This is a genomic window from Methylotuvimicrobium sp. KM2 (assembly GCF_038051925.1).
Lineage (GTDB): Bacteria > Pseudomonadota > Gammaproteobacteria > Methylococcales > Methylomonadaceae > Methylotuvimicrobium.
Map to the genome: position 1 here is coordinate 665155 of NZ_CP150634.1, position 18420 is coordinate 683574.

The 18420-nt window shown below is 47.5% G+C and carries 20 protein-coding genes and 1 tRNA gene; 8 read left to right on the forward strand and 13 right to left on the reverse strand.

Features of this window, described 5'->3' with window-relative positions:
• Positions 1-274 precede the first annotated feature (274 nt).
• From WJM45_RS02895 to WJM45_RS02915, 5 genes are read left to right on the forward strand one after another with little or no spacing between them, the layout of a single operon-like run.
• Positions 275-478 (forward strand): hypothetical protein, encoded by a 204-nt coding sequence (locus WJM45_RS02895; RefSeq protein WP_341325932.1) that lies wholly within the window; start codon positions 275-277, stop codon positions 476-478.
• Positions 475-840 carry a hypothetical protein gene (locus WJM45_RS02900; RefSeq protein ID WP_341325933.1) on the forward strand — a complete coding sequence of 122 codons (366 nt, stop codon included), beginning with the start codon at positions 475-477 and terminating at the stop codon, positions 838-840. Before WJM45_RS02895 ends, WJM45_RS02900 begins: the two co-directional genes overlap by 4 nt.
• A 4-nt stretch (positions 841-844) precedes the next feature.
• Positions 845-1150 carry a hypothetical protein gene (locus tag WJM45_RS02905; RefSeq protein WP_341325934.1) on the forward strand — a complete coding sequence of 102 codons (306 nt, stop codon included), beginning with the start codon at positions 845-847 and terminating at the stop codon, positions 1148-1150.
• Positions 1147-1719, forward strand: a complete 573-nt coding sequence (locus WJM45_RS02910; protein WP_341327492.1) for a helix-turn-helix domain-containing protein — start codon at positions 1147-1149, stop codon at positions 1717-1719. The genes WJM45_RS02905 and WJM45_RS02910 overlap by 4 nt, the downstream gene beginning before the upstream one ends.
• Entirely contained in the window at positions 1716-1847 is a 132-nt protein-coding gene (locus WJM45_RS02915) for a hypothetical protein (protein ID WP_341327493.1), read from the forward strand. The genes WJM45_RS02910 and WJM45_RS02915 overlap by 4 nt, the downstream gene beginning before the upstream one ends.
• Before the next feature lie 766 nt (positions 1848-2613).
• On the opposite strand, the gene WJM45_RS02920 is transcribed toward WJM45_RS02915, so the two are convergent.
• The 4 genes from WJM45_RS02920 to WJM45_RS02935 form a co-directional block, all read right to left on the reverse strand.
• Positions 2614-2701 (reverse strand) — tRNA-Ser (locus WJM45_RS02920).
• A gap of 75 nt (positions 2702-2776) precedes the next feature.
• Positions 2777-4669, reverse strand: a complete 1893-nt coding sequence (locus tag WJM45_RS02925; RefSeq protein ID WP_341327494.1) for an ATP-binding cassette domain-containing protein — start codon at positions 4667-4669, stop codon at positions 2777-2779.
• Positions 4670-4673: 4 nt separating this feature from the next.
• Complete coding sequence (locus WJM45_RS02930; RefSeq protein WP_341327495.1) at positions 4674-5900, reverse strand: molybdopterin-binding protein; 1227 nt, start codon at positions 5898-5900, stop codon at positions 4674-4676.
• 8 nt (positions 5901-5908) lie between these two features.
• Positions 5909-6832, reverse strand: a complete 924-nt coding sequence (locus WJM45_RS02935) for an AEC family transporter (RefSeq protein ID WP_341327496.1) — start codon at positions 6830-6832, stop codon at positions 5909-5911.
• 152 nt (positions 6833-6984) lie between these two features.
• On the opposite strand from WJM45_RS02935, the gene pyrF reads away from it, so the two are divergent.
• From pyrF to WJM45_RS02950, 3 genes are all read left to right on the forward strand, one after another.
• A complete protein-coding gene (gene pyrF, locus WJM45_RS02940) occupies positions 6985-7710 on the forward strand; it encodes an orotidine-5'-phosphate decarboxylase (RefSeq protein WP_341327497.1) in 726 nt (241 codons plus the stop codon).
• Between the two features lie 310 nt (positions 7711-8020).
• Positions 8021-8737, forward strand: a complete 717-nt coding sequence (locus WJM45_RS02945) for a sulfite exporter TauE/SafE family protein (RefSeq protein ID WP_341327498.1) — start codon at positions 8021-8023, stop codon at positions 8735-8737.
• A gap of 17 nt (positions 8738-8754) precedes the next feature.
• On the forward strand, positions 8755-9729 hold the full coding sequence (locus tag WJM45_RS02950; protein ID WP_341327499.1) for a sigma-54 dependent transcriptional regulator: 975 nt from the start codon (positions 8755-8757) through the stop codon (positions 9727-9729).
• Between the two features lie 262 nt (positions 9730-9991).
• On the opposite strand, the gene WJM45_RS02955 is transcribed toward WJM45_RS02950, so the two are convergent.
• The 9 genes from WJM45_RS02955 to WJM45_RS02995 are packed head-to-tail and all read right to left on the reverse strand — an operon-like array spanning position 9992 to position 18180.
• Positions 9992-10729 carry a protein phosphatase 2C domain-containing protein gene (locus WJM45_RS02955; protein ID WP_341327500.1) on the reverse strand — a complete coding sequence of 246 codons (738 nt, stop codon included), beginning with the start codon at positions 10727-10729 and terminating at the stop codon, positions 9992-9994.
• A gap of 3 nt (positions 10730-10732) precedes the next feature.
• Positions 10733-11488 (reverse strand): pyridoxine 5'-phosphate synthase, encoded by a 756-nt coding sequence (gene pdxJ, locus WJM45_RS02960; protein WP_341327501.1) that lies wholly within the window; start codon positions 11486-11488, stop codon positions 10733-10735.
• Entirely contained in the window at positions 11485-12195 is a 711-nt protein-coding gene (gene recO, locus WJM45_RS02965) for a DNA repair protein RecO (RefSeq protein ID WP_341327502.1), read from the reverse strand. The genes pdxJ and recO overlap by 4 nt, the downstream gene beginning before the upstream one ends.
• Positions 12188-13069 carry a GTPase Era gene (gene era, locus WJM45_RS02970; protein WP_341327503.1) on the reverse strand — a complete coding sequence of 294 codons (882 nt, stop codon included), beginning with the start codon at positions 13067-13069 and terminating at the stop codon, positions 12188-12190. The genes recO and era overlap by 8 nt, the downstream gene beginning before the upstream one ends.
• On the reverse strand, positions 13066-13749 hold the full coding sequence (gene rnc / locus WJM45_RS02975) for a ribonuclease III (protein WP_341327504.1): 684 nt from the start codon (positions 13747-13749) through the stop codon (positions 13066-13068). The genes era and rnc overlap by 4 nt, the downstream gene beginning before the upstream one ends.
• A complete protein-coding gene (locus tag WJM45_RS02980) occupies positions 13746-14123 on the reverse strand; it encodes a DUF4845 domain-containing protein (protein WP_341327505.1) in 378 nt (125 codons plus the stop codon). Before WJM45_RS02980 ends, rnc begins: the two co-directional genes overlap by 4 nt.
• 31 nt (positions 14124-14154) lie before the next feature.
• Positions 14155-14931, reverse strand: a complete 777-nt coding sequence (gene lepB, locus WJM45_RS02985) for a signal peptidase I (protein WP_341327506.1) — start codon at positions 14929-14931, stop codon at positions 14155-14157.
• Between the two features lie 49 nt (positions 14932-14980).
• A complete protein-coding gene (gene lepA / locus WJM45_RS02990) occupies positions 14981-16780 on the reverse strand; it encodes a translation elongation factor 4 (RefSeq protein WP_341327507.1) in 1800 nt (599 codons plus the stop codon).
• A 2-nt stretch (positions 16781-16782) separates the two neighbouring features.
• A complete protein-coding gene (locus WJM45_RS02995) occupies positions 16783-18180 on the reverse strand; it encodes a DegQ family serine endoprotease (RefSeq protein WP_341327508.1) in 1398 nt (465 codons plus the stop codon).
• Between the last annotated feature and the right edge of the window lie 240 nt (positions 18181-18420).

Genomic DNA, 18420 nt, shown 5'->3' on the forward strand with positions numbered 1-18420 from the left:
TAAACGAAAACCAATTCGAGTTGACACGATTGCATAATATGCTAATCTTAATGCGTCGATACAAATCGACACGGGATTGGTCTCCCGGAAACGAACGGCGCAGGCCGCCTCAGAGCGGTTTTTTTACGCGCAAAATCTCATTCCATTATGTCGGACTGAGTAGGCCGCCGAAAGGTGGGCCGGTTCCGTTTGTACCGGTAGACCAACCTATTCAGTCCGGCTCCCTGATTGGTCTCATGGTAGCCGGTTTGCAAAACAAACGGAGTACCGCATCATGAACAAAAGCCTCACCCCCCGCGAAACCAGCGACCTGAAAAGCCGCATTCACTGGCTCAAGCAAACCATAACCCGAGCCGAGCAAGCCTTATCACAAAACGAAATCGATCCGCGAACGCTAGTGTCAATCCGAGTTGACTGCGAAAGACTAACAACCGTCTGCAACTCAACATACCGCATGATCGGGGAGGTTCAGTTATGAACCGCAATCACCAACACGCACCAAAAGAAGAAGCCGTTAATAGCTTCCTTCAAAAAATCCAAGCCCAAGAACTCGAACGCGAAACCGTTTTAGCCGCTGGCCTACCGGCATTGCAACGTCTAGCCAACATTGCCAAAGGCGACACCGGGCAAGCGGGAACAGTGCGCCGTTTCTTATTGGGCCTTTACAATGGTCACCGATGGCCGTTCGACCTGACCACTTTTCGCGGCTTGGACCGTGATTTGTTCGACGATTGCATGGCGTTGTTGCGAATGGATGCCCGGGCGACCGTTAAAGAGATACACCAGTATTTCAAAAATGGCGGCGAATTGTTCGCAGCCTTCGCGCAGATGGAGGGCTAATCTCATGAAAGAACCAACATTTTCAAACGTACTGACCGAGCTATTCAGTCATACAAAAAATACGTTGAGCAACGAGCAGTTGCAATGGCTCACTGGCTTGGACGACGAAGCCGATTGTCAGCTTTCAAACATAAGTGAAACCTTGGGCCGCCTAGCCAATACGCTATCCAGCGACGATTGCCAATACTCAAGCCAGTCAGAACTTGCAGGCGCGTTGTGGATGCTTCAAAGCCATATCGAAAACGCCCGCACGGCGTATTATGTTTCGGCAGAGGCGCAGATTATCCTCAAGAACAGGGGGCGGTCGTGAGCTACAAACTACGCGAACTGGCCTATAACTCAGGCTTAAAAGGCTCAAGGTTGGCCGTTTTGGTAGCACTTTGCGATCGGACAACCGAGAACTCTATGCTTTGTAACCCTGGCGTTCCTGATATAGCCAAGCGATCCGGTATCACCGAACGGCACGCCAGAAAAGTGATAAACGAACTTGAGGCGCTAGAGTTTTTCAAAAGAATTTCGGAGTTAGGCAAGCGAAATCGATATGTTTTAAACCTGGAAAAGCTACAAGAGTTATCCACAACCCAGGGCATTACTTCACCCCTGGCCGAAAACAAGACCCCTGATATTGAAGCACAACCCCCTGTCATTGAGGGTCAAAACCCCTGTCGTGAGGACACCCAAACAGAAATAACAAAAATAACAAAACGCGCACGCGCGAGAAAACACCCTGTCACAAGTTCAGGGGGGAATTCTGGACAGTGGAACGACAGCGCAAGCTTTCGACCGTACAAACCGGCACCGATGCCAACAGCAGACCCAAAGCAAGCGCAAACAGAATTGCGTTCAATCAAATCCATTTTGGGAGCAATTCGCGTATGATCGGCTATCAATTCAATCTTTACAAGAACGGCAAGGCGATTGCACATGTCGAAATCAGCATGCTATGTATCGATGACGTTCAGTTCCTTCAACGGAACGGCTATCAGATTGTTTTGTCCATAGCCTAGCAATCCATTCACCCACCAAGAGCCGGGCCTATCCCCCCGGCTTTTTTTTGCCTGACGGTCCGACCGTACCCATCGACACTACGCGCCAGATGGATAAATCAAACCGCCAAATAGGCGGATTGGGTCCAAACAAGGGGTATATCAAACATCTACCCCTTGAGTTAAAAAGGCGCAAATGTCATAGGTGTAATTCTTAACGAAAACAATCAGTTAAGTGCTGAAAGCGCATTTAATGTTATAGGGCATTACGCCGCAAGCCGCGCCCGATGCGTAACATGGTGCAAATTTGCACCATCTAAATAAGGTGGTTAACTCAAGGGGCTCGAGCAAACATTACCCCCTTTCAAAAACCGCAAGAGCTTTTGATTAAGAAATAGGCGGTCAATGTCGATCAATGCCGAACCAGTGCTGATACCAGTGCAGCCGTAAGCCGCTAAAGTGCTGATGGTGTCGGTATTTTCGCCAAGCCAGTAAAACCGGGCGTGTTGTAGCTGTTGTAGCGTGTTGTAAATGGTCTACAACACGTCTGAGGCTAGATAAATAAAGGGATAGAAGATATATATATTATTATTGTTGTAATGTTGTATATACCACTTACCTTTTTTTCTTTCTTTCTTTTAAAGCCGACCATGCACCTATGAAATCCACCGGCAGCTATTGCGGATGGTTTTTTTATACTTTTCCAAGCCAGGGGTACGGTACAAAGTACGGTAGAGAATAGAGCTTACTAAAAGTCCCTTGTATATCAAGGAATTAAAAAAGCAGATGGCGGAGAGAGAGGGATTCGAACCCTCGATACGTTGCCGTATACACACTTTCCAGGCGTGCGCCTTCGACCACTCGGCCATCTCTCCGGTATTTGATCCATCGGCAGATGGAAACCGACAATGATAAGACAGTATTGCTTATGATGCAATGAATTTTAATTTTTAATGAGTCATGGCTTCGAGATCATGCCAGCGTTGAAAGGCATGTTCCATTTCTTTGTCGATGGTTTTTAGTCTCTCAAGCGTCTCGGCGATCAAGCTAGGGTCGTTTTTATAAAAATCGGGTGCATTGATTTTATCGTTAATGACCATTTGTTCGGATTCAAGACGGTCGATCAAGTCCGGAAGGTCATCTAATTCCTTTTGTTCTTTATAAGAGAGTTTTTTCTTTTTCGGCGTGTCATTGCTGATTCTTTTTTCGGCGCTTACAGTTTTTTTAGCAGGAATATCGGATGCTTTGGCGCTTCGATAATTTGCTAGCCAGTCGCTATAGCCGCCGATGTGCTCGCTTATGACGCCGCCGCCTTCGAAAACCAGTACGCTGGTAACGACATTATCCAGGAAGCTCCGGTCATGGCTGACTAATAATAAAGTACCGTCATAATCGACTAGTTTTTCTTCCAATAGCTCAAGGGTTTCCAGATCTAGGTCATTGGTGGGTTCGTCCATGATGATCAGGTTGGCCGGTTTCGTGAACAATCGAGCAAGGAGTAAGCGATTCTTTTCCCCGCCGGACAGGCTTTTGACCGGCGAGCGTGCTCGCGCCGGCGCGAACAGAAAGTCGCCGAGGTATGACATGACATGGCGTTTGTTACCGGCAATTTCGACATAATCATTGCTGTCGGCAATCGAATCGGCGACAGTCATTTCCGGATCGAGTTGTTCTCTCAGTTGGTCGAAGTAGGCGACTTGCAGGCGAGTGCCTTGTTCGACGGTGCCGCTGTCCGGTTCTAATTGCTTGAGTAAAAGTTTCAACAGTGTCGATTTTCCTGCGCCATTAGGGCCGATCAAACCGATTTTGTCGCCGCGTTGAATGAGTGTTGAAAAATCTTTTACCACCGGTTTCCCGTCGAAAGACTTGCAAAGATAGGTTGCTTCGATAACTTTTTTGCCGGATGTGTCGCCGCGATCCAAAGATAGTTTGGTCGTGCCTTGAACATTGCGGCGTTGCGCGCGTTCGTCGCGTAATTTCTTGAGTGCTCGAACCCGTCCTTCGTTACGGGTGCGCCGCGCTTTTACGCCTTGGCGAATCCAAACCTCCTCTTGAGCCAGTTTTTTGTCGAATTCGGCATTTTGATTAGCTTCATCTTCCAGCGAGGATGCCTTTCGGCGAAGGTAGTCGTCATAGGTGCCTTGCCAGGATGTTAAATTGCCGCGATCGAGATCGACAATACGGGTAGCCAATTTTTGTAGAAAGAATCTATCATGAGTCACGAATAAAACGGCCCCTTGAAAATTTAATAATTGCTCTTCCAGCCATGTGATGCTCTCCAAATCCAGATGGTTGGTCGGTTCGTCTAAAAGCAGCAATTCAGGTTCGAGGACTAAAGCCCTCGCCAAGGCGACTCGACGTTTCCAGCCGCCCGATAAGCTTTTCACCGGGAGTTCTCCCGGCAGATTGAGTCGGCTTAACGTAGATTCGACTTGTTGTTGAAAATGCCAGCCGTTTTTGGATTCCAGTTTATGCTGTAGATCGCCAAGTTCCTGCAGGGTTTTGTCGTCGGCATTATTTAGCTGGGTGGATAGAGCATGGTAGCGGGTTATCCATTGGCCTAATTCGCCCAGTCCGGCGGCTACGGCATCGTAAATGGTAGATTCGCCAACCAATTCCGGAGCCTGTTCTAACCAGGCGAGTTTCAATTCGGGTTGAAGCCAGATTTCGCCGTGATCGGGTTGGATGTTTCCTGCGATAATTTTCATTAACGTGGATTTTCCCTCGCCGTTTCTGCCAAGAAGTCCGACGCGCTCCCCCGGGTCCAGTTGAAAATCGGCATTATTCAGCAATGCATGGGTTCCGTAGGCGATTGAAACATTGGTTAGTCGAATTAAAGGCATGATGTTAATTTGTGTTTTGTAAATAGCGTCGTAATAAATCCAATGCCAGCAACGCGGCTTGGTTTTGTTTTCGTTTAACGGAGCCGCCGATCGTATGAGTCGAATGTCGCAAGCCTTCGGGGCTTAACAAAGCGTTGTAAATCGTAATGGCGCGGTTGTCCGGGGTGTCGGTTGCATTGTTTTCGCGGTAGATCTGTATGAGCGCAAGATCCGCGCCGCTTTGATCTTTTGCCGCATTCGCGATGATTTTCGCTTGGCTTGGCAAGTCCATGTCGTCAAGAGCGACGGAAAATCGGTTGGCGAAATGTGCGGGGTTTCTTTGGTAATGGGTTTCTAAAAGCCAGTCATTGGCAATCGCGCATTTCGCTGCCATGAGTCCTTGGCTTAGGGTTTCAATGAAGATCGCCGTTCGTTGTTGGTTTCGCATCATTCTATCGATCGCGCTAGGTAGATCATCGCAATGGTTGCGATGGTCATCGATTCCGAAAATAAAATCACCTAGCCGGCTTTTTATTGTATCAATATAAACGTCGAGTTTCTGTCGAGGATATTGGGCGGGGGCGAGAAGTTTTGTTTCGATATGATCCGGTCCGGCCCGAAAGCCGAGTTGAATTTCCGGAGGTATTGTAATATCTGCGATGGCTGTCTGTATGTCGGATTCGCCGATACCGATAGTTTTTAGAGTGATCAATTGATTGGGGCTAAGAGTGTAATGACGTTCAAAAAAACATTTAACAAATTCATTGAATAGATGTCGCATTTCGAACGGGACGCCCGGTAAAAAGACGAATCGACAACGGTTGTATTGTAAAGTAAACCCGGGTGCGGTTCCCCATTGATTATCGATGCGTAAGGCTCCGCTAGGCAGATAGGCTTGCTTTCGATTGCTTTCAGGCATGGTTCTGCCTCTGTTTTTAAAAAAGCCGGCAATTTGATCGAAAGCTATCGTGTCGAATTGCAAGGGCATAGAGAAAGCCAAGGAGGCGGCTTGAGCGGTTAAATCATCGGATGTAGGGCCCAATCCCCCTGTGCAGATACAGCAATCGGCGCGAGACGAGATTTCTTTTAAGAGCGCTATGAGCTCATCGAGTCGGTCGCCGACGGCGGTATGTCTGGAAACTGTAAAACCCATATTTACGCAGGCTTGGGAAAGCCAGGCTGCATTGGTGTCGACAGTTTGTCCGGTGACGATTTCTTCGCCTTGCGAGAAAATTTCTAGGGTCGGATTCATGAATGAACTTAAGTTGTGGTAATGATGCGGTACCAAAAAGGTAGAGTAACCATGCTCAAGACGGTGGTGAGCGTTACCGCCATGGCATAGAGAGCGCTGTCTAGCCGGTAGCGGTCGCAAAAAACAATGCCCAATACCATGCTGGGCATGGCCATTTCCAAGATCGCTGCGGCCTTATGCGCCTCATCCAACGTTGAAAATACCGATACTTGCAAGGCAAACCACGGCATTAAAAATAGTTTAATCAAAATAATCGGCAGAGCATAAGGTAGATTACGCAAAGTGATACTTTGCCAGCTCAATGCCAAACCCAATGAAAAAAGCATGATCGGTACGACGCCGGCCGAAAGTTTCTGTAGAATCCCCAATAACCACTCGGGAGCTGCAATCTGATTCAAATTAAAAATCACCGCCAGTAAGGCAGCCCAAAAAGGCGGAGCGTTGAGGTTGAGCCAAATCGGTTTGTGTTTTTGGCTGTGGTCTTCGCCAAAATGCCGGGCAGTCATGATGCCGACAGTAAATAAAAAAGGCGCGGTAGCAAACAAGTCGATTTGTATGGCGACCGAACGGGCCCAATGCCCGAAGGTTTCTTCTAAAACGGGCAAGCCAAGATAGGTGACATTGGGGAATGCGGTGACCAGAATAATCGCGCCAAGTTTTTTATCTTGAATATTAAGGGCTCGCCCAATTAACCAGATACAAAGCATTGCAAAAGCGATACTTAAAGTACCAAGGAAAGTATATTGTAGAGATTGCACGCCTATGTTCGAACGCCACAGGACTTCCAATACCATTGCAGGTAAAAACAAATAATAGACCACCGATGTTAAAACCGGTCGGACTTGTTCGGAGCTAAGTCCGCCTGGACGAAGCCGGCGCCAACCGATACCGCAGGCGATTAATCCGGCCATTTGCAGCAGAGTGAAGATCATAAATGCGTTAAATGCTTGGTTGTAATGCAGTAAAGGCGCATTTGATATGCGCTTTTGGCAGGGTGGAGTAGTTGAGCGCTATTTTAACATTCACTGTTGAATTAAGTTTCGGTAATATAGGGGCTTTTCTTATTGCATATCGATACTTGCTCATGACCGAAACTTTTATTTCTGAAAAATCCATTCCTGTCCGCGAGCGCTTAATCATGGCGTTGGATGTGCCGAGTATTCCTGAAGCTCAAGCCTTGGTTGAAGAATTAGGTGATTCGGTGATTTTCTATAAAGTCGGCATGGAGCTGTTCATGTCCGGGGATTATTTTGGCTTTATCGAATGGTTGAAACGACAGAACAAAAAAGTTTTCGTCGATTTAAAATTTTTTGACGTGCCGGCAACGGTGGGGCGTGCAATTCGCGCGCTAAGTAGCAAAGGTGTCGACCTGGCGACTATTCACGGTAACGATGCCATTATGGAGGCGGCCGCGAAGGAAAAAGGACAATTAAAAGTGCTGGCGGTGACCGCTTTAACTAGCTTGGATAGGGGGGATCTCGATGATTTGGGGTTTCAATGCGATATACGCGATTTGGTTTTATCGCGCGCCAAGCGGGCTTTGCAAATCGGCTGTGACGGTATCGTTTCGTCAGGGTTGGAAGCGTCTATGTTAAGGGAGGAGTTAGATCATCGTTTGTTGGTTGTCACGCCAGGTATTAGGCCGGTAGACAATAGGGAAGAGGACGATCAGAAGCGCGTGGTCAGTGTCGAGCAAGCTTTCCTTAACGGGGCCGACTATATTGTGGTCGGTCGTCCGATTCGAGATGCCGAAGATCGTAAATCGATGGCGGAAAAAATCCAGATGCAAATTCAGTCGGTTTTTAAATGAGTTTTTATCTACTCCCTTTATACTCAAAAAACAGCTAACTTTATGAAGGTATGGGGTGTGGCTAGCGAGGATGTCGGCAGCAGGGATTGCTGCCGTCAAGCCCCCATGGATGGGTTCACGGCGGTCCTCGATAGACACACCCCATACCATTTATTCTTGTACGGTTTTTCAATCAAAAGGGAGTATTTATTCATTTATGCGGCATAAGTAATTGATCTGTGTTATTTAACGCAAAAAGATGAGTCAAAACCCTCAATTTTTCAAAACTAAATATTGTTTAAGTTCATAAATATGCTAATGTTCTCCCCCTATGGAACATACTATCGCCTTTAATGCCTCCTATTTTGTCGCTTTTGCGATGGGGTTGTTTAGCAGCATGCATTGCATCGGCATGTGCGGGTCGATTATCGGGACGCTTACGCTAAGTCTTAAACCGGAGGTCCGTACTTCTAAGGCCAAGCTTTTTCCTTATGTGGTGAACTATAATCTGGGCCGAATTAGCAGTTATGCATTGGCCGGTATGTTGGTAGGTGTTGTTGAAGCGATATTAACGATGCCTTTTGGCGAAGGTCACGGTCATAGGGTGTTGCAGGTGCTTTCGGCAGCGGTCATGACCAGCGCCGGACTTTATATCGCTGGGTGGTTTCCGCGTTTTGCTTATATCGAAAAAGCCGGCGCCCGTTTTTGGAAATTAATTGAGCCTTATGGCCGCCGCCTTATTCCGGTGAAAACGTGCAAGCAAGCTTTTTTATTCGGCATGATTTGGGGTTGGTTGCCCTGTGGCCTTGTCTATGCGGCATTGGCGCTGGCCGCGACGACCGGTGATATAATTCGTAGTGGGTTGACGATGTTGGCTTTTGGTTTTGGGACTTTACCCGCCGTGATAAGTGTCGGTATAATTACCAGCACACTAACAAGGTTATCTAGAATGCAATACTTTAAGCAGACGGTCGGCTTATTGATGATTGCGCTCGCATTATTGGCCGCTCTGCCATGGCTTAATCCCATGAGATTACAACACTTATAATTTTAGGAGAGGCTCCTGTGGATCATTTTAATTCGATAATTGGGAAATCTCCCGCACTCGATTCTCTACTTCGTAGCGCTAGAATGGTTGCTTGTACCGATGTAACTGTCTTCATCAAAGGAGAAACCGGTACCGGTAAGGAAGTGCTGGCTTCCGCCATTCAAAAAGAAAGCGCTCGTGCTAATAAGCCGTTTATCAAGCTGAATTGCGCCGCCTTGCCCGAGAGCTTAGTGGAGTCTGAGTTATTCGGGCATAAAAAAGGTGCATTCACCGGAGCTAACGTTAACAAGCAAGGCATCTTTCAAGCCGCTGATGGCGGAACTTTATTCTTGGATGAAATTAATTCGTTACCTCTGTCGATTCAAGCAAAATTATTGCGTTTTTTGGAATTGGGCGAATGCCTGGCCGTTGGAGAAACCAAGCCTTACCGTGTCGATGTGAGAATCATCGCGGCCAGTAACCAAGACTTGGTCAAGCAAATCGGCGCAGGACATTTTAGGCAGGATTTGTACTTTCGTTTAAATGTCGTGCCGCTAGAGTTGCCGCCACTATCGAAAAGAACCGAAGATATCGAACCGCTGATTACTCATTTTGTTCGGCATTTTGCGCAGACCCATTCGCTCGAAGCCCCAAAATTCAGTAAACAGTCGATTCGAGTTTTAACTCGCTATCGTTGGCCCGGTAATATAAGAGAACTTCGAAATTTATGCGAAAGACTGTCGATTTTGTTGGCTGGAAAAGTTATCGAGCCCGATAATTTACCGCATGAGTTTGCTGAATATATTGATGAAAAGGTCCTTGCAGCAGATGCAGGCGGTATTCCGAGTTTTAAACTGCCTGATTTCGGAATCCAATTGGACTCTCTAGAGGCGGACTTGATCAATCAAGCGCTTACTAGAACCAACGGCAATCGCAGCAAGTCAGCACGCTTATTAGGCATTACCCGAGACACCTTGCTATATCGTATACAAAAACACGGCTTGGCCGCCTAGTTTTAATTCAGAGCAAATCTGCTCTAAGTACTGATATATTCCCTTTCGCGCATCATATATCTTTCGCACTTCAAATTTCGACGGTACCGAAATTTGAAGTGCGATGAGTATATTCGGTGCCGGGCTTTATGTATTTCGAGATTTGAGCGATAGGGGCTATTGTTAAATCAATAGACCCCTTTTGATGTGGTGTGTCGTTTTGATACAGGATATGCGCGCCAAAGATCAGTCTTGATGTTCGTAGCGTCGCTATTTATGCGTCTTATCCAAGACATCTTACCCATTGCACCGTCACATTGTCGCTGTGGCCTCTTGCTCTGAGAACCGTCAATCGGGCAAATTTCCCCAGTTCGATTTTACCGCTATCGGGTTGTGCTAAATCGAGTAATTCGGCGGGCTTAACGTACTCCCAGAAGCCGTCTGTACATAAGAGAAATGTTTCGCCCAGTTTTATTGGGGGGTAAACATGGATTTCGGGGAGATGAGTTTGCAGGATATTTACACTACGCGTCAATTGGTTTTGCTCAGGGTGCAAGCCCATTTCTTGTTCGGTTATTGATCCTTCGTCCAACAGTTGCTGCGTGATTGAATGATCTTTCGTACGCCATAGAACTTTATTCGCATTCATCCGGTAAATTCGGGAGTCTCCGCAATGCGCTGTGATTGTTTGATTCGGGTCGATATAGAGTAATGCGCAGGTGGTATGCGCTTCCGATGCGGATGGATCGTTGCCGAAAAGCTTTTTCATTTCTTCGACTGCCGATTTAAACCATGCCGTCATGGTTTCACCGGGAGCTTGAGCAAGATGACTCCGGTACTGATTGACTAATTTTAATAAGCCTTGGCAAAAATATCGGGAAGCCTTTTCACCCGACTGATGGCCTCCGAGTCCGTCGGCAACAATAAACAAGGCATAATCGTCTTGTATAATGCGCCCCATCGAATCTTGATTAACTTCTCGGTCGCCGGCCGAGGTTAATTGAAAGCATTGTAATTTCATCGGTTATTTGGAGATCAAGCTTTGTAATCGAGCTTGTCGCATCAATTGTTTGAGGTCCCCGATAGTTTTGGCTAAACCGGAGAAAACCGCTTGGGCGATAATGGCGTGGCCGATATTTAATTCGACAATTTCAGGGATTTTGCAAATCGCTTCGACATTGTGAAAATTGAGTCCGTGTCCGGCATTGGCCTGTAATCCTGCGCTGTTTGCGTATTGCGCGGCCGATTGAATGCGCTTTAGCTCGTCGGAGCGACTGCTTGATGTTTCCGCATCGGCATAACGCCCGGTATGCAATTCTACGACTGGCGCGCCCGCTTTCACAGCAGCGTCGATTTGACGCCGATCCGGGTCGATGAATAAGGAGACTTCGATTCCCGCCTCGCCGAGCCGAAGGCAGACATCGTTCATGCGTGCTTGATTTTCGGCCACGTTAAGACCGCCCTCGGTCGTCAGTTCTTCGCGCTTTTCCGGAACGAGGCAGCAAGCGTAAGGTTTGACTTCGAGTGCTATCGCAATCATTTCGTCGGTGACGGCCATTTCCAAGTTCAGGCGGCTATGGATAATGTCGCGCAGTAGATAAATATCCCGATCCTGAATATGTCTACGATCCTCGCGCAAATGAGCGGTAATCCCGTCCGCGCCGGCTTGTTCGGCGATCAATGCAGCTTGGATCGGGTCAGGGTACTGAGTGCCTCTAGCTTGCCTTAACGTGGCAATATGGTCGATGTTGACGCCAAGTAGAATATCGTTGTGGTTCATGAATGCGAGTGTTTGAGGATTTTGGAAATAACCTCTCGGCTTTTGAGCGGCTTCCCATTCAAATGAAAATTTATTGCCGAGCGCATGATTTTTTTAGCCTCGGTCAGCGTGGCGCTGTCCGGGAATGAACGTGCTTCCAGTGCGAGGAAAGTACTTCCCGCAAAATTTCCTTGCTCCGATTCGACCGGCCCCGACTCGGCATTGAAACGGTATTTCTTACTGGGCGAAACCGGATGCTGAAGGTTGTCTACATCGAACTGCAAGCCATAACCGGCTTGTGTCAGTAGGTTAAGTTCAAAAACCCGGAGTACGGGTTCCAGCTCTAAGGTATTCGATAGCTCGCTTAAGGCGTTTTGATAAAGTAGAAACACTTCAGGGTGTGGATCGAAAGGATGCAGAAAATAAGTGACCAGTTCATTGATATAAAATCCGCTGTACAGTGCGAGATCATGCAGTTTCGGTGCCGTTTGCCAGGGTTCGATGTGCGTCAGAGTTTTTAAGTCCGATTTGCCGGCAAATGACAATAGTACAGGAACAAACGGACGAATAAAGGGACCTAGTTTAGATTTCGGTGTTCTGACGCCTTTCGCTAGAACCGAGAGCCGACCGAAGTCTCGAGTCAATACCTCGGCGATCAGGCTGCTTTCTCGGAAGTTCCTGTGGTGCAGGATAAAAGCCGGTTGCAATGAAACAACAGTCTCAATCATTAAAGCCCAAGCTTCGCAACGCTCGATCGTTGTCGGACCAGCCTTGTTTGATTTTTACCCATAACTGTAAATAAACTTTTTGATCGATTAGTTTTTCGATATCGAGCCGGGCATCGGAACCGATTTTCTTGAGCATTTCGCCTTGTTTGCCGATCACGATACTTTTTTGCGAGCTACGCTCGACCCAAATCACGGCATAGATTTTGGTGATTTCGGGATTTTCTTCATAGCGTTCGATTTCGACAGTCAACGAATAAGGCAGCTCGTCGCCGAGTCGGCGGGTCAATTTTTCTCGAATGATTTCAGCGGTCAAAAAACGTTCCGGACGGTCGGTAATCTGATCCTCGGGATAAATGAGGTCGCGTTCCGGCAGCAACTCCATGACGAGTGTTTCCAGTTGTTGCAGGTTGGTCTTTTTTAGTGCTGAAATCGGGATGATATGTTCGAAAGCAAAGCGCTTTTGGGCTTCGGCAAAAAATGCCAACAGAGTGTCTCTGTCTTTGATTTTATCGACTTTATTAACCGCTAGAATGACCGGTAAGCCGGCTTGCTCCAGTTTTTTGAAAATCAAATCGTCATAAGGTTGCCAGGAAAGTCCATCGATTAACCAAACGATGACCTCGACGCCGACCAAAGTGGTTTCCGCTGTTCGGTTGAGATAACGATTGAGTGCGCGTTTTTCGTTATCGTGCATTCCGGGAGTATCGACATAGATTGCTTGGCCGGTTTCGGTTGTATTGATGCCAAGAATGCGGTGCCTGGTCGTTTGCGGCTTTCTCGATGTAATGCTGATTTTTTGGCCTAGCAAATGATTCATCAGCGTGGATTTGCCGACATTGGGCCGGCCGATTAACGCAACATAGCCGCATTTCATGATTGTTCTCGCTTCAATAGTGCCAGCATTTGTTCAGCAGCGTCTTGCTCGGCTTTTTTTCTTGATACGCCGGAACCGATACACGATTTGTCCGATAATGGAATCGTGCATTTCACTTTAAACGTTTGTTCATGCGGTAGACCGGACATCGTTATTAAGGTGTAATCGGGTAAGTCCAGTTTTTTAGATTGCATCAATTCCTGTAATTGTGTTTTTGGATCTTTTTGCCAATTATCGAGCGATAAGCTGTCGAGTCTGTCCTGAAGCATATCCAGAACCCATTGACGACAAGTTTCAATGCCTTGGTCCTTAAACAAGGCGCCGATAATCGCCTCGACAGCGTCGGATAGGATCGAGTCGCGTCGATAGCCGCCGCTTTTCAGTTCTCCCGAGCCAAGAATTAAATAATCGCCTACATGAAGCTTTCTTGCCAAGTCGGCGAGCGCACCCTGATTGACAAGGCTGGCTCTGAGTCTACTTAAGACTCCTTCGCTGGCTTCCGGAAACATTTCGTGCAGTTTCTCGGCGACCACGAAGCCGAGTATCGAGTCGCCTAGAAATTCCAGTCGCTCGTTATTGTGCGCGCCCATACTGCGATGGGTCAGCGCCATTTTAAACAACTGCATGTTATTGAAGTGCAAACCCAGTTTTTTACAAAGTATCTCAGGGTCTCTCGTCACTCTACACCCACCTCGATGACTTCATTAAACTCGACGAGCACACTCAAGTTACCGGCAATCTTTTCGACGACTTCATAATCGATTTCAACTTTCAAATAATTGCCTTGTTTGGTTATTTTGACATCATCCTTTGTGACGTTATAAACGTAATTGAGGTTAAAGCGCTTGTCTAAGGCATTCCAGACTTCGTTTTTATTCTTCGTCTGAATGTCGACAGTCTGTTTTAGACCCGCCAGTGAATTGACCACTTTACTATGGTCTATATAGATCGGCGCGATTTTCAAGATCAATAGCGTAAAAAAACCGATCAAGCCCAGAAGCAATACAGTCGAAATGAGCGTTAGTCCGGTTTGGCGTTGCAAGGAAGCTTTCATGCTCGTCCCCTATAAGATAAAGAATGGGATTTTATTGAATGATTGTGCCGATACGGTCGAAGCCGACGCCTTTATGTTGCCAATCCCAATTCATCCATATAAAAAATGCTTTTCCTACTAGGTTTTGCTCGGGTACGGTACCCCAATAGCGACTGTCGTTGCTATTGTCGCGGTTGTCGCCCATTACAAAAAATTGGCCTTCGGGTACAACATAAACGCCGTCAATCGAGGGCGCGCCGGGACTGATTAAAATGCTATGTTCGATACCGTTTAAATTCTCTAGAAAATGTTCGGTGCCGGTCATGCTTTCTCCTTGGCCGACGCCTTCATAAATACCGAGTGAAACGCGTTTAACCGGATGGCCATTAATATAGAGGTTTTTTTTATCGTAAGCGACACGATCGCCCGGTAAGCCAATGATGCGCTTGATGTAATCGACCGATGGTTGTTTAGGGTAGCGGAATACCACGATATCCCCTCGTTGGGGTTGGTTTATTTCGACAATTTTTTTGTTAATGACCGGTAATCGTATGCCATAGGTGAATTTGTTCACCAAAATAAAATCTCCAATCAGCAAGGTCGGCATCATTGACCCGGAAGGGATTCTAAACGGCTCAACCAAAAACGATCTGAGCAGCAAAACGATCAACACGATCGGAAAAAACGAACGAGCATACTCGACTATAATCGGCTCGTTTTCCGGTGGCGGGTCGATGCTGGCGAATTTAAGGTAGGTTAAATAACCGCCCCAAATCGCTCCGGTCAATAAAGTGGCGATCGCTAAAAAAAATGAAAAATCGAAATTCATGGTCAAAGGTGCAAAAAGTGAAAAATTGGTCGGCGTATAAGAATACAGGTTAGTCTTTGTTGACCTGAAGTACTGCAAGAAAAGCGTCTTGCGGAATTTCTATCTTGCCGACTTGTTTCATGCGTTTTTTACCGGCCTTTTGTTTTTCCAGGAGTTTTTTCTTACGAGTGATGTCTCCCCCGTAACATTTAGCAGTCACGTTTTTACGCATCGCTTTAACTGTCGATCGGGCAATGATTTTTGAACCGATCGCGGCTTGAATAGCAACTTCATACATCTGACGAGGAATCAGGTCCTTCATTTTTTCAACCAAATCGCGTCCGCGGTTTTGGCTGATGTCTCGATGAACGATGATCGACAGAGCGTCGACTTTTTCGCCGTTGATCAGGATATCCAGTTTGATCAGCGAAGCCTCTTGAAAACGCAGGAACTCGTAATCGAATGAAGCAAAGCCGCGACTGGCCGACTTCAAACGGTCGAAAAAATCCAGCACGACTTCGCTCAACGGCAATTCATAATTCAATGAGACTTGTCGTCCGGCGTATTGCATGTCTTTTTGAATGCCGCGTTTTTCGATACATAGATTGATAACGTTACCCAAATAATCTTGAGGAACTAAAATATTGGCGCGGATAATCGGTTCCTTAATCGATGAGATCGTGCCGATATCGGGCAATTTAGCCGGGTTGTCCACCATTAAGACTTCCCCGTTGTGGGTGGTCACTTCGTAGACAACGGTTGGTGCCGTGGTGATCAGGTCAATATCGTATTCGCGCTCGAGTCGTTCTTGAATGATTTCCATGTGCAGCATGCCGAGAAAGCCGCAGCGGAAACCGAAGCCCAGGGCTTGCGAAGTTTCAGGTTCGAATTGCAGCGATGCGTCGTTTAATTGTAATTTGTTCAGCGCTTCTCGCAGGTCTTCATAGTCGTCCGAAGATACCGGGTATAAGCCGGCGAATACGCGCGGCTGGACTTTTTGGAATCCGGCTAATGGCTCATCGGCCGGGTTGTCGGTCGAAGTGATCGTATCGCCGACCGGCGCGCCGAAAATATCTTTGATCGAAGCGACCATATAGCCGACTTCGCCGGTATTAAGGGTGTCTTTTTCCAGTCGCTTCGGTGTAAACACGCCGACTTTGTCGACAAGAAACGACTTGCCGGTCGACATGATGGTGATTTTTTGTTTGCGTCGGATGCTGCCGTTGACGATCCGAATCAGCGACACTACGCCCAGATAGCTATCGAACCAAGAGTCGATGATCAGTGCTTGCAACGGTCCTTTTTCGTCGCCGGAAGGCGGCGGGACTAATTGAACTAATTGCTCCAGCACGTCCTCGACGCCGACGCCGGTTTTAGCGCTAATTTTGAGGGCGTTATCGGCGGGAATACCGATAACGTCTTCGATTTCGGCCATTACTCGTTCGGGTTCGGCGGACGGAAGATCGATTTTATTCAATACTGGGACAACTTCCAGACCTTGTTCGATCGCGGTATAGCAATTCGCGACACTTTGCGCTTCGACGCCTTGAGCAGCGTCAACGACCAATAATGCACCTTCGCAGGCGGCTAGGGACCTTGAGACCTCGTAAGAAAAGTCGACATGTCCCGGAGTGTCGATGAAGTTCAGTTGATAGGTAATGCCGTCCTTGGCTTGGTAATTCAAGGTGACGCTTTGCGCCTTAATCGTAATACCGCGTTCCCTCTCGATATCCATCGAATCGAGGACTTGAGCCGCCATTTCCCGGTTGCTCAAGCCGCCGCATAGTTGAATGAAGCGGTCGGCCAGTGTCGATTTGCCATGGTCAATATGCGCGATGATGGAAAAGTTTCTTATGTTTTTTAAATCCACGTTTATTTATCTAGTTTAATGGCCAAAAAGACCGGGCTGCCCCGCCGCTGTATTAATACAGCAATCGATTGGCCGGCCGGAAGATTTTTGACTATTCTATCAAAATCAGCCACATCTCGAATGACATTATTAGCGATCCTTAAAATTACGTCGCCGCGTTGGATCCCGACTTGTGCTGCCGGTCCCTTGCCGACATTCTGAACTAACACGCCGTTTTTCAAGACTTGGGTTTGTTCGCGTTGTTCTTCATTCAGGTTACTGACGCTGATGCCGAGGCGATTGTCCGGTTTCGGTGCGGCTTTCGTGGTGGCTTGCTGAACATCCTCTTCCGGTAGTAGTCCGATTTTAACCTTAACTACTTTTTTATCGCCCTGGCGAATAACGGTGAGTTTGGATTTTTCATTGATCGGGCTCATGCCTACTAGTGGCGGCAGGTCTCCGGATGTTTCTATTTTTTGACCATTGAACTCGACAATGATATCGCCTATTTGAAGATCGGCAGCTTCCGCCGGACTTTGGGCGATAATCTTGGCTATCAAGGCGCCGACAGGACGTTTCATGCCGAACGATTCGGCCAATTCTCGGGTGACATCCTGAATTTGCACGCCTAGCCAGCCGCGCGATACGCTGCCTTTCGTTTTGAGCTGGTCGACGACGTTCATGACGACATCCATTGGAATCGCGAACGAAAGTCCCATGAAGCCGCCGGTCCGGCTGTAAATCTGAGAGTTGATGCCGACCACTTTGCCTTCCATGTTGAATAATGGTCCGCCCGAATTGCCCGGATTAATAGCGACATCGGTTTGAATGAACGGAATATAATTTCCGCCGGGCAGGCTGCGGCCTTTTGCGCTGACGATGCCGGCGGTGACCGACTGTTCGAAGCCGAATGGCGAACCGATCGCAAGTACCCATTCGCCGACCTGCAATTTTTCAGGGGAGCCGATGGCAACCGAAGGTAAATTTTCAGCATCGATTTTTAACAGTGCGACATCGGTTCGTGAGTCCGACCCGATCAGTTTAGCGACTAATTCGCGTCTGTCGGTTAGTTTAACGATGATTTCATCGGCGTCCTTGACGACATGATGGTTAGTCAGCACATAACCGTCGCCGGAAATGATAAATCCCGATCCTAACGAATTGGTTTCCCTGGGAATCATGCCGCCTCCCGGCCCTTGGAAGAAATGTTTAAACAACTCTTCCAGTTCCGGAGGTATGCCTTCCGGTAGTTGAGGCTCTCCGGGAAAGCCCGTTACTTCATTCTCCGGGGCTTTTTGGGAGGTGCTGATATTGACCACGGCTTTGCCGTTATCCCGGACCATCCCGGTAAAGTCGGGCAGTTGCGCTGCAGCGTTTTGAATGAACAACAAGCTTAATAATAAGAGTCCATAAATTTTCATAGAGTGATAGCCTCCGGGTAAACTCATGATGGATCGTCGGGAATTATAGGTCATTTAGATAGCGTATTTTGTACAGGGCAGGGTGATCTTACCGTTAGCTTTCGTAAAAGCGCATTGGGCCGATTAATTGGCCTTGCGATATAGACGTCGGGAAATCGCTTACTTGGTAAATGAGTTGAGTGGTGTGGTGAAATTATTTCAATGCACGCCGGCTTACTATATAGATACGTTGAGCAATGG